The sequence below is a fragment of the Winogradskyella pacifica genome, from assembly GCF_013403915.1.
Taxonomy (GTDB): domain Bacteria; phylum Bacteroidota; class Bacteroidia; order Flavobacteriales; family Flavobacteriaceae; genus Winogradskyella; species Winogradskyella pacifica.
Map to the genome: position 1 here is coordinate 13,894 of NZ_JABFDI010000009.1, position 13,776 is coordinate 27,669.

General features: G+C 33.0%; 13 protein-coding genes. 8 read left to right on the forward strand and 5 right to left on the reverse strand.

Translation table 11 applies throughout. The annotated features are described in order from the left end of the window. Nucleotides 1–242: 242 nt before the first annotated feature. Nucleotides 243–905 (reverse strand): HAD family hydrolase, encoded by a 663-nt coding sequence (locus tag HM984_RS09400; protein WP_179348990.1) that lies wholly within the window; start codon nucleotides 903–905, stop codon nucleotides 243–245. Nucleotides 906–1,032: 127 nt separating this feature from the next. Between HM984_RS09400 and HM984_RS09405 the strand changes: the two genes are divergently transcribed. Beyond that, entirely contained in the window at nucleotides 1,033–1,188 is a 156-nt protein-coding gene (locus HM984_RS09405; RefSeq protein WP_020897871.1) for a hypothetical protein, read from the forward strand. A 78-nt stretch (nucleotides 1,189–1,266) separates the two neighbouring features. On the opposite strand, the gene acs is transcribed toward HM984_RS09405, so the two are convergent. The 3 genes from acs to HM984_RS09420 all read right to left on the reverse strand — a co-directional run bounded on the left by acs (nucleotide 1,267) and on the right by HM984_RS09420 (nucleotide 5,482). Then, a complete protein-coding gene (gene acs, locus HM984_RS09410; RefSeq protein ID WP_179348991.1) occupies nucleotides 1,267–3,174 on the reverse strand; it encodes an acetate--CoA ligase in 1,908 nt (635 codons plus the stop codon). A 34-nt stretch (nucleotides 3,175–3,208) separates the two neighbouring features. Then, the gene (locus tag HM984_RS09415) at nucleotides 3,209–3,565 is read right to left on the reverse strand and encodes a DUF779 domain-containing protein (protein ID WP_115808594.1); all 357 of its coding nucleotides are present in this window, start codon (nucleotides 3,563–3,565) and stop codon (nucleotides 3,209–3,211) included. A gap of 417 nt (nucleotides 3,566–3,982) precedes the next feature. Beyond that, nucleotides 3,983–5,482, reverse strand: a complete 1,500-nt coding sequence (locus HM984_RS09420; protein ID WP_115808593.1) for an aldehyde dehydrogenase family protein — start codon at nucleotides 5,480–5,482, stop codon at nucleotides 3,983–3,985. Between the two features lie 172 nt (nucleotides 5,483–5,654). On the opposite strand from HM984_RS09420, the gene HM984_RS09425 reads away from it, so the two are divergent. Then, nucleotides 5,655–6,569: an AraC family transcriptional regulator gene (locus HM984_RS09425; protein ID WP_115808592.1), complete on the forward strand. Its 915-nt coding sequence runs from the start codon at nucleotides 5,655–5,657 to the stop codon at nucleotides 6,567–6,569. On the opposite strand, the gene HM984_RS09430 is transcribed toward HM984_RS09425, so the two are convergent. Further along, nucleotides 6,570–7,946: an alanine/glycine:cation symporter family protein gene (locus HM984_RS09430; protein WP_179348992.1), complete on the reverse strand. Its 1,377-nt coding sequence runs from the start codon at nucleotides 7,944–7,946 to the stop codon at nucleotides 6,570–6,572. A 177-nt stretch (nucleotides 7,947–8,123) separates the two neighbouring features. Between HM984_RS09430 and HM984_RS09435 the strand changes: the two genes are divergently transcribed. The 6 genes from HM984_RS09435 (at nucleotide 8,124) to HM984_RS09460 (ending at nucleotide 13,741) form a co-directional block, all read left to right on the forward strand. Continuing rightward, nucleotides 8,124–8,963 carry a helix-turn-helix domain-containing protein gene (locus tag HM984_RS09435; protein ID WP_115808590.1) on the forward strand — a complete coding sequence of 280 codons (840 nt, stop codon included), beginning with the start codon at nucleotides 8,124–8,126 and terminating at the stop codon, nucleotides 8,961–8,963. A 210-nt stretch (nucleotides 8,964–9,173) separates the two neighbouring features. Beyond that, entirely contained in the window at nucleotides 9,174–10,676 is a 1,503-nt protein-coding gene (locus HM984_RS09440; protein WP_179348993.1) for an aldehyde dehydrogenase family protein, read from the forward strand. A gap of 101 nt (nucleotides 10,677–10,777) precedes the next feature. After that, nucleotides 10,778–11,296, forward strand: a complete 519-nt coding sequence (locus HM984_RS09445; RefSeq protein ID WP_179348994.1) for a YqhA family protein — start codon at nucleotides 10,778–10,780, stop codon at nucleotides 11,294–11,296. Continuing rightward, nucleotides 11,293–11,793 carry a GreA/GreB family elongation factor gene (locus HM984_RS09450; RefSeq protein WP_115808587.1) on the forward strand — a complete coding sequence of 167 codons (501 nt, stop codon included), beginning with the start codon at nucleotides 11,293–11,295 and terminating at the stop codon, nucleotides 11,791–11,793. The genes HM984_RS09445 and HM984_RS09450 overlap by 4 nt, the downstream gene beginning before the upstream one ends. Before the next feature lie 229 nt (nucleotides 11,794–12,022). Further along, nucleotides 12,023–12,559 (forward strand): hypothetical protein, encoded by a 537-nt coding sequence (locus tag HM984_RS09455; RefSeq protein ID WP_179348995.1) that lies wholly within the window; start codon nucleotides 12,023–12,025, stop codon nucleotides 12,557–12,559. Between the two features lie 84 nt (nucleotides 12,560–12,643). Further along, entirely contained in the window at nucleotides 12,644–13,741 is a 1,098-nt protein-coding gene (locus HM984_RS09460) for a heparan-alpha-glucosaminide N-acetyltransferase domain-containing protein (RefSeq protein ID WP_179348996.1), read from the forward strand. The last annotated feature ends 35 nt before the right edge of the window (nucleotides 13,742–13,776 follow it).

The window sequence follows — 13,776 nt, forward strand, 5'->3', positions numbered from 1 at the left end:
AATGATGAGTTATTTGTTAATATAAGTTTGACACTGTACAAGATAAGAAATATCTAAATAAGACACACATACAAACAAGCCTCTGCATAACAACTAGTTAGCACGAAGCCCTATTGCATTAAATATTAAAAAATTATACATGAATTGCGTTTTGAACCTATTGAAGCAATACAAAACAGCATAAAAACAAATGACATTAATAGGACATAAATAGCAAATTTAAACCCCATATTAGGCTAGCATTAATGCTTAAAAAAGAGATGCTCTTTTGAATACGCCAATTCTTTAAAATCAGAAATCACAACATTAGCTTTTGTATAATCTTGACCTGATGAATGTTCACTTTTAAAGCCTGCACAAAAAATACCTGCGGAATGTGCTGCTTTTATACCATTGGTAGAATCTTCAATCACCATACATTCCTTTTTATCGAATCCTGTGTGTTCTGCTGCTTTAATAAAGATTTCTGGATGTGGTTTTGATTTTTCTAAATCCGCGCCACTGAATTTACCGAAGAAGAATTGATTCAAATCAAAGCGATCGAAAATGCGGTTTATGTTTGGCATAGATGCAGAAGACGCAACTACAAGTTTTAAGCCATTAACATGGTAATCTTTTATACGTTCTAAAACCCCCTCAATCAAAGTGAGATCAGAATCGTTTTCAAACAAAAATTTAAAATGTTTTCGTTTAATACTGACTAAACGTTCTGGTGTATCATTTAAGTTAAAATGATCAACTAATCGTTTACAAATATTGATGGTAGATTGTCCTGTGAAGGATTCATAAAGTAAATCATCAACTTCTATGTTAACATTATTGAACATTTGATAGTAGGCTTTTCGATGTAAGGGTTCCGTATCAACAATGACACCGTCCATATCAAATAATACTGCTTTTAGCATAACATTTTTTAATTTGAAGCGAAGATAAAAAAGTAAATGGTATTCTTAAATCCCAGAACCAAACAATACTATTATGTTTATATTAAATTATGCTTAGTTTTACACCCTGAAAACAATTTTAAACACAATGGCAAAACAAGGCAAAGAGAAAAACACAAATAACAAAGCCAAGCATACAAAACTTATTAATCAGAAAAAGAATAAGAAAAAGTCTCAAGTTGAAGAGCGCAAAGCACGTTTAAAGGCTATTGTTCAAAAATCAAAAGATTCTAAATCTGAATAGATAACCCTACGGTTTCAAAAACAAAAGAATCCAAAACTTAAATAAAGTTTTGGATTTTAAATTTAATCTTAATACATTTTATTTCACATTATTAATAATATCCTGAACGACTTCGGGATTCAACAATGTACTTGTATCGCCTAATTGATCCGTTTCATTAGCCGCAATCTTTCTTAGAATACGACGCATAATCTTACCAGATCTTGTTTTTGGTAAACCTTCTGTAAACTGAATTTTATCTAGCTTAGCTATAGGACCAATTCGATCTGTAATAAGTTGATTGATTTCCATTCTTAAATTATCATGGTTTCGGCTTTCTCCAACATCTTTCAAGGTGACATAACCATATAATGCATTTCCTTTTACATCATGTGGAAAACCTACAATAGCAGATTCTGACACCGCTGGATGCTCATTAATGGCATCTTCAATTGGAGCTGTTCCTAAGTTATGCCCAGACACAATAATCACATCATCTACTCTACCGGTTATTCTATAATAGCCAACCTCATCTCTTAAGGCACCATCTCCTGTAAAATACATATTATCATAAGCAGAAAAATACGTGTCCTTGTAGCGTTGATGATTTCCCCAAATTGTTCTTGCCATTGCTGGCCAAGGGAATTTTATACATAAACGTCCTTCCACTTGATTACCTTTTAATTCTTGACCGTTTTCGTTCATTAAAGCAGGCTGAATTCCTATAAATGGCAAGGTTGCATAGGTTGGTTTGGTTGGCGTAGAAAATGGAATTGGTGTGATCATTATACCTCCTGTTTCCGTTTGCCACCAGGTATCTACTATCGGACTTTTCTTTTTCCCGACGTTTTCATCATACCAGTGCCATGCCTCTTCGTTTATAGGTTCTCCAACAGATCCTAACACTTTTAATGATGATAAATCATATTTTTCTATAAATTCCGTACCCTGTTTTGCTAGTGCTCTAATAGCCGTTGGTGCAGTATAAAACTGTGTTATTTTGTGTTTCTCTACAATATTCCAAAAACGTCCGTAGTCTGGATAACTTGGGACACCCTCGAACATTACAGATGTTGCTCCGTTTGCCAAAGGTCCATAAACAATATAACTATGACCAGTGATCCAACCGATGTCTGCAGTACACCAATAAATATCTTCCTCGCGATATTGGAAAACATTTTTAAACGTATAAGCCGTATAAACCATATAACCGCCGACAGTATGAACCATTCCTTTAGGTTTTCCTGTAGAACCAGAAGTGTATAGAACAAACAGTGGATCTTCAGCATCCATAACTTCAGCAACACAATCTGATGATGCTTCTTCTAAAAGCGGTGCTAACCAAAAATCGCGACCGTCTTTCATGTTAATATCAGACTGAATGTGCTTAGCTACTAAAACAGATTCAATACCTGGTGTTTCATTTAACGCTTCATCAACGATACTTTTTAAATCTATAGTTTTTGAACCGCGATAAGAACCATCTGAGGTAATCATCATTTTAGCGTTACAATCATTAATTCGAGACGATATTGCTGTCGCTGAAAAGCCAGCAAAAATAACTGAATGAATCGCACCTATTCTTGCACAGGCCAAAATTGAGATGGCTAATTCTGGAATCATAGGCAAGTACACACAAACCACATCTCCTTTTTTAATGCCTTTACTTTTTAAAACATTAGCGAATTTACAAACCCTTTCGTGCAACTGTTTGTATGTAATATGTTCTGCTTCATCATCTGGACTATTAGGTTCAAATAAAATAGCTGTTTTATCACCTCTGGTGTGTAAGTGCCTATCGATACAGTTTTCTGTAATATTAAGTTTGGCGTCTTCAAACCATTTGAATTCAGCTTTCTTAAAGTCATAACTTAAAACATTAGACCATCGTTTTTTCCACGTAAAATGTTCTTCAGCTATTTCTTCCCAAAATTGCTCAGGATTACGTACTGATTTTCTATATACTTGAAAATATTCTTCAAATTGTTTAATGTGATAATTACTCATGTTTTAGTCTTATTTTTTGAGTTTAAAAAGGTAGTTATTTTGGATTAAAAAAAGAAGCTTCTTCTTCAGTTAATAATCGTGAATGAATTAAAAACCGAAGACCTAAAGGTATTTCTAATGAAAAACTTGCGCCTCTACCTTCAGTAACATCAACGGTTAAGTGGGTGTGCTTCCAATATTCATACTGATCTTGGTTCATATAAAAATCAACACCTTCAACATTACCTAAAAGAATATCGCTTTCATCTAGATACATATCTCCTTTTTCAAAAATCATTGGAGCAGAGCCATCACAACAACCTCCACTTTGATGGAAAATTAAATCACCATGCTTGGTTTTAAGTTGTTTAACTACTTCTGCTGCTTTATCTGTTATTTCTACACGTTTCATATGTTTATTATTATTAAAAGATGATAGACCGCTTCGCTTCTAGAATAAAGAACAAAGACGTGATCCTTACTAACTGATAAAAAGTTCGTCTCATTTTAAAAACTCTTATAAACCAAATATTATTATAAAGACTCTAGAATTAAATAATTATTAATTGGATGCTTATGTTTTTAGTCTAAAAGATGAAAGACCGCTTCGCTTCTAGAACAAAGAACAAAGACTTGATTCTAACTAACTGATAAAAAAGTGGTCTTATTTTAAAAACCCTTGAGAACAATATATTATAATAACGATTCTAGAATTAAATTATTTATTATCAGATGTTTCTGTTTTAATTTAAAAAAAGAAGCTGCCTGAAAAAAGTGATCTATAATCTTATTTCTTAGACAGCTTCGAGTTGCTATTAATTATTTATTTCTAAAAGAAACCTAATTTGTTCTTATCGTAAGAGATTAACATGTTTTTTGTTTGCCTGTAATGACTCATCATCATAAGGTGATTTTCTCTACCAAATCCAGATTTTTTATACCCACCAAAAGGTGCATGTGCCGGATACGCATGATAACAATTTACCCAAACACGACCTGCTTTGATTGCTCTTGGTATTTGATATAATTGATGTGCATCTCTTGTCCAGACTCCAGCTCCGAGACCATACATGGTATCATTAGCTATCTCTAATGCTTCAGCTTCATCTTTAAATTTAGTGACACAAACCACAGGTCCAAAAATCTCTTCTTGAAAAACACGCATTTTATTATGTCCTTCTAATATGGTAGGTTTAATGTAATAGCCATTAGCCAAATTACCTTCTAATTTATTAGCTTCACCTCCAGTTAATACTTTAGCTCCTTCTTCTTTTCCGATTTTAAAATACGATTGAATTTTTTCATATTGATCATTAGACGCTTGTGCCCCAACCTGAGTATTTACATCATAAGGGTTGTCTTGAACAATAGCATTCGTTCTTGCTACGACGCGTTCCATAAAAGCATCATAAATATCTTCTTGCACTAAAATCCGTGAAGGACATGTACACACTTCTCCTTTATTAAACGCAAATAAAACAGCACCTTCAATGGCTTTGTCTAAAAAGGCATCATCCTCATCCATTACACTATTAAAGAATATGTTTGGCGATTTTCCACCTAATTCCATAGTCACTGGATTTAGGTTTTTAGATGCATATTGCATAATTAATTGCCCTGTAGTTGTTTCTCCTGTAAACGCCACTTTATCAATTTTAGAACTCGATGCTAAAGGTTTCCCTGCTTCTGGACCAAAACCATGAATAATATTTAATACACCAGGAGGAAAAACATCTGCAATTTTCTCCATTAATAATGTTGCTGATGACGGAGTTTGTTCTGCAGGTTTTAATACCACACAATTACCGGTTGCTAATGCAGGAGGTAACTTCCAAGACAACATTAATAACGGAAAGTTCCATGGAATAATTTGACCAATAACGCCCAATGGTTCTTTAATATTCATGGATAAGGTATTTTGATCTAACTCTGTAGCACTACCTTCTTCTGCTCTGATACATGCAGCAAAATAACGCCAATGATCTACAGCTAAAGGAATATCTGCATTCAACGTTTCTCGAATAGGCTTTCCATTATCACAGGTTTCAACAACGGCAAATTCTTCTAAATTCGCTTCTATAATATCTGCTACCTCATTTAAAAGTTTAGCGCGTTCAGCTGCAGGCGTATTTCCCCAAGCTTCTTTTGCCGCATTAGCAGCGTCAACTGCATTTTCTACATCTTCTTTTTGTGATCTTGGATATTTTGCAATGACACTTCCATCTATAGGAGATGTGTTTTCAAAATATTCACCACCAACTGGCGGCACAAACTTTCCGTTTATAAAATTGGAATACTTGTCTTTAAATTCTGGTTTTGAATAGCTCATACCTTAATACGTTTTATTGTTAATTACTTATTTATTTAGCATAAAAATTATCTATACTTTAATTTTGATAAAGTTATTTTATCAAATCCCAATTATCTTGAACATATTTATTATATTTTTGAACATATCTATTATTAACAATTTTTAAGACTATTTTTTTGTAATATTGAACATGAGAGGTTTATTAGATACACATAAAAGCCATAGAAAATTGAGCACATTAGTAGAAAATAGAACTACTTATAATGCTGAATATGCTGAATTGAACATTTATGAAACTCACGTTATCGCAGAACAAGTATCTCTGAAATTTGATTTTCCGATTATAGCAAGTATGCTTACAGGTAAAAAGGTAATGCACCTAGAAGGTTTTGATGCTTTTGATTTTTTTCCTGGGGAATCCGTTGTAATGCCAACCAATAAGGAAATGGTCATAGATTTCCCAATTGCTACAAAACATAAACCTACGCAATGTTTAGCTTTAGGTATTGATGCGTTTAAAATTGAAGAAGTCGTCGGGAAATTTAATCATCATGTTGCCATAGAAAATGAAAACAATAATTGGGACTTAGATGCGACCAGTTCTCATTTAATCAATAATGTAGATGTCAATCATTTAATTGAACGCTTAACCTATACGTTTACCAACAGCAACACGTCTAAAGATGTATTGTTAGATTTAATGATTCAGGAATTAATTGTAAGATTGCTTCAAACTAAAGCCAAATCTTTAATCACTAATGACAGTCATATATTTACAGATACCAGAATAGGAACTGTTATTAAATTCATAAAAGACAATCTAACCAATAAAGATATTTCCGTAGATCAATTAGCAGAGAAAGCCTATATGAGCACATCTCACTTTCATAAGCAGTTTAAAAACACCTTAGGCATTTCACCTATTGATTATATAAATTCGGAAAAGATTAAGTTTTCTAAAAAGCTTATTAAATCAACACCAAACTTACGAATGTCAGAAATTGCCTTTCAATCTGGATTCAATAATACGAGTTACTTCAACAGGCAGTTTAAAAAAACAGAAATGATGACACCTCAACAGTTTAAAGCTTCTGTAAGTAAATAATTAGTCTTCTTTCATTCGTTTTATATACGCTTTAAGCTCAACTAAAACTTTTGGTGCTAAGATTAGCGTTGCCAACATCGTCGGAATTGCCATTAAAGCAAAGATGCCATCAATAAGGTTAATCATCATACTTAAACTTGTAGTTGCACCAATGAGAATACTCAAAATATAGAAGTAATTATAGTAATGCTTTTTATCTGCTCCAAAGAGGAATGACATACATTTTGTGCCATAATACGAATAAGAGAACAGCGAGCTCATACTAAAAACAGCGATACAAACTAATAACAAGTATTTACCATAATTAGGCATAACATCTGCAAAGGCCGAAGCTGTTAGACTCACGCCATTATCGGAAGTGGTTTCCCAAACACCAGTAACTAAAATAGCTAAAGCTGTAAGTGTACAAACAATTAAGGTATCTATTGCAGGGCCCAGCATAGCGACCAAACCTTCTCGAATTGGCTCGTCCGTTTTTGCTGCTCCATGAGCCATTGGTGCTGTACCAATTCCGGCTTCGTTTGAAAACGCTCCACGTTTAATTCCATGTAGAATTAATGCTCCCAAAACTCCACCTAAAAAGGTATCGTCTTTAGGATAATAATTAGCCGCAAAAGCATCTGTAAATATCAATTTTAGATAGTACACTAAAACATCACTATGTGCTACAAGAATTATAATAACCAACACAAAATATAGAGCTACCATCGTTGGTACTAAGCGCGATGCTACATTTCCAATACGTTTTATGCCGCCTAGAATAACTAAAGCCGTAATACTGATTAAAACGAAACCAATAATAAGATTCGATTTTAAACCGACTTCTACTCCATTTGGGATTAATAAAATATCATTTAAAGCTTGCGTAAGCTGGTTGACATTAAAAACAGGTAAGGCTCCAATTAGTCCACAAAGACTAAAAAACACCGCTAAAGGCTTCCAAGATTTCCCTAAGCCTTCCATAATAAAATACATTGGACCACCTTGAATTTCGCCTGCACTATCTTTACCTCTATACATAATCGCTAAGCTAGAGGTGAAGAATTTTGTAGACATCCCAACTACGGCACTAATCCACATCCAAAACACGGCTCCAGGTCCACCAATAGAAATTGCTACGGCAACACCTGCAATGTTTCCCATGCCAACGGTTGCTGACAATGCGGTAGACAACGCCTGAAAATGAGAAATTTCCCCAGGATCATTTGGGTCGTCATATTTTCCACGAAGCACATTTAAGGCATGTCCTAAATACCGAAATGGTAAAAAGTGAGAGCGTATTAATAAATATAAACCTCCACCAATTAATAAAATAAGCAAAGGCAAACCCCAAGCTAATGATGAAAAGTCACTGAGTAGTTGATTTAAAAATTCCATAGATTATAAATGTAGTAAACGGTTTGAATTTATGGTATAATGTTTACAATTAATTTATAAATGAGACTTTATGCTATGGGTTTTAAGTTTAAAAAAAATTAACTTCGCTTATCAATCTATATAGTTCATTCAAACAGAACTATACCTCAACGTTACCTACAAGCTAAAAAAAAATAGATGCCAATAGAAAACATACCTGAAATTTTCATTAAAAACCAAAAAGTAAATCAAGACATATTTGTCTATGATTTTAAAATGATTAGTGATGTTGTTAAAAGCAAGGTCAATTTAGGTATGAATATGTTTAGTTTTTTACAGGTTGGAAAAAAGCAAGTACACTTTGCAGGAAAATCGGTTGCTGTAAATAAAGATCAATCATTGTTGCTCAAAAAAGGAAATTGGCTTTGGACAGAGTTATTAGATACAGAGGCCATTTATTACTGTAAGCTTTTCTTTTTTTCTGAAAAGAAACTCACAGATTTTTTAAGTAAGTACACGAGTAATGTAAAACCTTATAAGGAGGATGTACCATATTTTGTAATTGAAAATGATGATTATATTGCATCTTTTATAAGCTCTTTATCTTCTAGCACATTTTCAAATCATAGTTATAGCAATGCGCTATTATCATTAAAATTTGAAGAAATAATGCTCTATATGCTTAATAAGTATGGTCATGAATTCGAATATTATTTACACTCTTTAATTTCTAAAGAGATTTCACCATTCAAAAACACAGTTGAAAGCAATGTAGATTCCAATTTAAAAGTGGAAGAAATTGCCTTTCTCTGTAATATGAGTCTATCGACTTTTAAACGTCATTTTACAAACGAATATAAGGAACCACCTGGAAAATGGTTTCAAGACAAACGTCTTCAAAAAGCTAAAGAATTGTTGCAAGGAGGTGAATTAAAAGCTTCAGATATTTATTTAGATATTGGTTATAACAACCTGTCTAACTTTAGTGTAGCCTTTAAAAACAAGTTCGGAGTTAGTCCATCAGATATTTCTAGTTAAAAAATAATTTACATAAACCGCTATTTACTAGCTATTTAGATATTATATTTCATATTTATTCTTCACAAATATTCATATTGACCTTTTTTCATAAGTTATTGAACCATATCAATAAATAGAAAGGTAATAACCCAACATACATTTGCATCAAAATTACACAACGCTTGTTTTAGCAAGCATAAATTAAAATCAAATTTAAAAATTATAATTATGGCAAATGTAACAAAACCGGTATTCAAAGAAAGATACGGAAACTTTATTGGAGGTAAATTCGTAGCACCTGTTAAAGGTCAGTATTTCGATAACGTATCTCCAGTAGATGGAAAAGTATTTACGCAAGCTGCACGTTCAACTCAAGAAGACATCGATCTTGCTCTTGACGCTGCACACGAAGCGTTCCCTTCTTGGAGTACGTCTTCAGCAACAGAACGTAGTAATGCGTTATTGAAGATTGCACAAGTAATGGAAGATAACTTCGAGTACTTGGCAACTTTAGAGACTATCGATAACGGGAAACCTATTCGTGAATCTCGTGCAGCAGATATTCCTTACTGTATTGATCATTTCCGTTATTTCGCAGGTGTCATTCGTGCAGATGAAGGAAGTATTTCAGAACACGACAAAAACACGGTTAGTATTGTATTACACGAACCTATTGGTGTTGTTGGTGAAATCATCCCTTGGAACTTCCCAATGTTAATGTTAGCTTGGAAAATTGCTCCAGCCTTAGCTGCCGGTTGTACAGCGGTTGTTAAACCAGCAGAACAAACCCCTACTAGTGTTATTGCATTAATGGAACTTATCGGTGACATTTTACCTGCAGGTGTATTAAACATTGTAACTGGTTTTGGTGCAGAAGCTGGTGCAGCATTAGCTACTTCTAAACGTATTGCAAAACTTTCATTTACTGGTTCTACGGAAACAGGACGTAAAGTTTTACATAATGCAGCAGAAAACATTATTCCAGTAACTATGGAATTAGGTGGAAAATCACCAAACGTATTTTTCCCATCAGTAGCAGATCATAATGATGATTTCTATAGCAAAGCTATTGAAGGTGCATTAATGTTCGCATTGAATCAAGGTGAAATTTGTACAGCTCCATCACGTATTTTAGTACACGAAGATATTGCTGACGATTTCATCGAAAAAATGAAAGTGCGTTTAAAAGCAATCAAAACAGGAAATCCATTAGATCCAGAAACAATGATTGGATCTCAAGTATCTAAACCTCAATATAACAAAATTCTTGACTATATTAAAATAGGAAAAGAAGAAGGAGCCGAAGTTGTAGCTGGTGGAGACGCTGGAAACTACGAAGGAGAACTTTCTGAAGGATATTACATCCAACCTACCGTTTTAAAAGGAAATAACAAGATGCGAATTTTCCAAGAAGAAATTTTTGGTCCAGTTGTAGCTTTAACAACATTCAGTTCTACTGAAGAAGCAATCGCAATCGCAAACGATACACCTTATGGTTTAGGAGCAGGTGTTTGGTCTCGTGATGCTCACGAATTATTCCAAGTTCCTCGTGCTATACAAGCTGGTAGAGTTTGGGTAAACCAATACCATACGTATCCTGCTCATGCTCCTTTTGGAGGAGTTAAAGAATCAGGATTCGGTCGTGAAAACCACAAAATGGCTTTAGATCATTACCGTGTTGTAAAAAACATGTTGATCTCTTACGACAAGAAACCTATGGGATTCTTTTAATTAAAACTTTATAAAATAAGTTTATAATAAGACCCTGGATATTCCAGGGTTTTATTGTTTTAATCAAAGTCTTAATAAAAGATTTTAATCACTTTTTAATTATGAAAAAAACATTCTATCTTTTCCGTTATATCAGCTTGACTGCAATAATAGGTTCACTTCTTGGCTCACTGTTACTCTTTATCGTTGGTGCTTTAAAAACCATTAATGCTTTTAGAGTTGTCATCTTCAATTATATTCCAGAAAACAAAGCACATTTACATCCTGCAGATATAGCCACTACTTATCTTATAAAATCTTTAGATACGTTTTTAATAGCATTAGTGCTATTCATTTTTGCACACGGAGTTTATACTTTATTTATTTCAAACAAAATATATGATAATGGAAATGGTGTTTTAAAATGGATTAGAACACCAAATATTGGTCATTTAAAAAATGTGCTAGCTGAAGTCATTGTCATAATTCTTTTTGTGAAATTTCTTGAGGTAGTCTTTGTGAATATCAACAACCTTAAATGGGAAATTTTAATACTTCTAGCATCTATTGTGCTATTAGCATTGGGTTTAAAGTTTTTAAGTCTTAATAAAGAAGATAGCAATAACCTAAATAAGTCATGAGTAGAGGATTTGTAAAAGAAGATGACCAAGAGGAAATTCCTATGGTACCACCAAGAGCCGACTTACCAGAAGGTGTAACTAATTATGTTACGCAAGTTGGTATGGATGAACTTTTAGCTGAAAAAGAAAATCTCATTAATGAAAGAGATGGCATAGACACTACAAATGAAAAAGAAAAACGTATCACCACGAATTATATAAACGCTAAATTACAGTTGTTGACCAACCGAATTGCGACTTCAAAAACAATAAACCTAAGCAAACAACCTGTGGGCGAAATACGATTTGGAGCATTGGTAACTTTAAAAACCGGAAATAAAACAACAGTCCAACGCTATCAAATTGTAGGCGTAGATGAAGCTGATATTTCTAAAGGAAAAATTGCATTCATTTCTCCAATAGCAAGAATACTGACAGAAAAGAAAGTCGGAGACATTGCCATATTAAAACTAGCGAAGGAAGATAGAATTTTTAAAATTATAGAAATCACCTATTGAAAATAACACTTAAATGCTAAACTCAAAGTTTAGTTATTTTCTGCTATCTGTGATTTCATACTAAAAACGGTAGTAAACGGTTTGAATTTATGGTATAATGTTTACAATTAATTCACAAATGGGAATCTAAGTTATTGATTTTTAAGCAGGAGAATATTAACTTCACTTAGCACTTGATAACAGTCATAAAGAGTGACGGCAATTATTAAAGTTGTAAAACATTTGAGAAATGAAGAACATATTTATATATGCACTACTTTTAATTTTGACTTTCAGTTGTAATCAAAATGACTTTTCTGATACCGAAATGTTTTTCTTAACGGATGAAGCATCATATAGAGTTAATGACAACTTTGAAATAACGGCTATAGTATCTCCTAAAAGTGGAGAAAAGAAAATCAGAATTAAGAAAAATCTTGATAATTTAAAAATTTCATTTCATGCAACAAGCACGGAATTAGGATTCTCACAAGAATTAAAAAAACATTTCATTGAGGGACCAAGTTTGACGACCGATGAAAGCGAATATATCGATGAGTTTACCATCTCAAAAACTCAACCATTTAAAAAGACTTTTAAGGGCCTAATTTCAGAATCAAAAGAAAGCATCATTTTAGAAATACCTGAATTGAATATAATAGATAGTGTAGCTAAATCAGAACTTCTTGTAAACCCTAAACTAACTATAAAGGGAAATTTTCACACTATTTTTAGCGTAAAAGAAGAATACTTTACACCAAAGGACATCAACATATTAATAGAATAAAACGATAAACACAAACCCAAAAAACCGTCATATTATTTTATTCCAACTCTAAAATAGTACATTTGCACACCAACCAATTTCAACTTGAGCGCAAACCGTTTATATTTTATAGATGCTGTTAGAGCATTTGCTATCTTAATGATGCTACAGGGGCACTTTATAGATACACTGCTAGAACCTTCATATAGAAACCATAGTTATACCGCTTTTAAAGTTTGGGAATATTTAAGAGGTATTACTGCACCAACCTTTTTTACGATTTCGGGTCTCATTTTTTCATATTTATTAATAAGAGCGAAGCAAAACGGAACGATTAAGAAGCGTATGCAAAAGGGCCTAATGCGAGGATTTATGCTTATTGGTATTGGTTATTTGTTGCGTGCCCCAATTTTTGAATGGCTAACGGGTAAATTTTCAAGTTATTTTTTAGTTATAGATGTACTGCAATGCATCGGACTCTCACTTATACTTATTGTATTTATCTACAGGCTCGCATTAAAAAAAACATTGCTGTTTTCAATCATTATGTTACTTCTAGGTTTGGCTATTTTTATGACCGAACCCCTATATCGCTATTTGGAATTACCTGAAATTCCTGTAGTGTTTTCAAACTATTTTTCTAAGGCAAATGGTTCTATTTTTACTATAATCCCATGGTTTGGTTATGTGGCATTTGGTGCTTTTATAGCCACGTTATTTTATCGTTATGTCGAACGACCTAAATTCAAAATAGCCATTGTATCTAGCTTTTTTGTCTTCGGAATTGCGTTCATTTTTGGATCATCTGAATTATTAATGAAACTCTATTACGTCTTAGACTTTTCAATTTTAAAAGAGGTTGCTTATTATAATTATTTGTTCACCAGACTAGGCAATGTGCTAATTCTCTTTTCCTTATTCTATTTAGCAGAGAACTATATAAAACAACCGTTAATTCTAAAAATTGGACAGAAAACGCTATCCATTTACGTTATTCATTTTATAATCATTTATGGTAGTTTTACTGGCCTTGGACTACACCAGCTAATTGGTAGAACTTTAGAGCCTTGGCAAGCTGTAATTGGAGCTATACTATTCCTTTCTGTTGTTTGCTTTATCTCGTTTTATTATGCAAAAACGAATGAATTTGTTTATTATAATTTGCAAAAGATTATTGACAAGATTAAGAAATACACACGCTAAATTCACTATTTTTAGTACGTCTAAACACCGTTATT

Bases quoted from the DNA above. Each gene is read 5' to 3' on its own strand.
- HM984_RS09420 (WP_115808593.1), bottom strand. From the start codon at position 5,482: ATGAGCTATTCAAAACCAGAATTTAAAGACAAGTATTCCAATTTTATA.
- HM984_RS09405 (WP_020897871.1), top strand. From the start codon at position 1,033: ATGGCAAAACAAGGCAAAGAGAAAAACACAAATAACAAAGCCAAGCAT.
- HM984_RS09455 (WP_179348995.1), top strand. From the start codon at position 12,023: ATGAAGAACATATTTATATATGCACTACTTTTAATTTTGACTTTCAGT.
- HM984_RS09445 (WP_179348994.1), top strand. From the start codon at position 10,778: ATGAAAAAAACATTCTATCTTTTCCGTTATATCAGCTTGACTGCAATA.
- HM984_RS09430 (WP_179348992.1), bottom strand. From the start codon at position 7,946: ATGGAATTTTTAAATCAACTACTCAGTGACTTTTCATCATTAGCTTGG.
- HM984_RS09435 (WP_115808590.1), top strand. From the start codon at position 8,124: ATGCCAATAGAAAACATACCTGAAATTTTCATTAAAAACCAAAAAGTA.
- HM984_RS09415 (WP_115808594.1), bottom strand. From the start codon at position 3,565: ATGAAACGTGTAGAAATAACAGATAAAGCAGCAGAAGTAGTTAAACAA.
- acs (WP_179348991.1), bottom strand. From the start codon at position 3,174: ATGAGTAATTATCACATTAAACAATTTGAAGAATATTTTCAAGTATAT.
- HM984_RS09450 (WP_115808587.1), top strand. From the start codon at position 11,293: ATGAGTAGAGGATTTGTAAAAGAAGATGACCAAGAGGAAATTCCTATG.
- HM984_RS09425 (WP_115808592.1), top strand. From the start codon at position 5,655: ATGAGAGGTTTATTAGATACACATAAAAGCCATAGAAAATTGAGCACA.
- HM984_RS09440 (WP_179348993.1), top strand. From the start codon at position 9,174: ATGGCAAATGTAACAAAACCGGTATTCAAAGAAAGATACGGAAACTTT.
- HM984_RS09400 (WP_179348990.1), bottom strand. From the start codon at position 905: ATGCTAAAAGCAGTATTATTTGATATGGACGGTGTCATTGTTGATACG.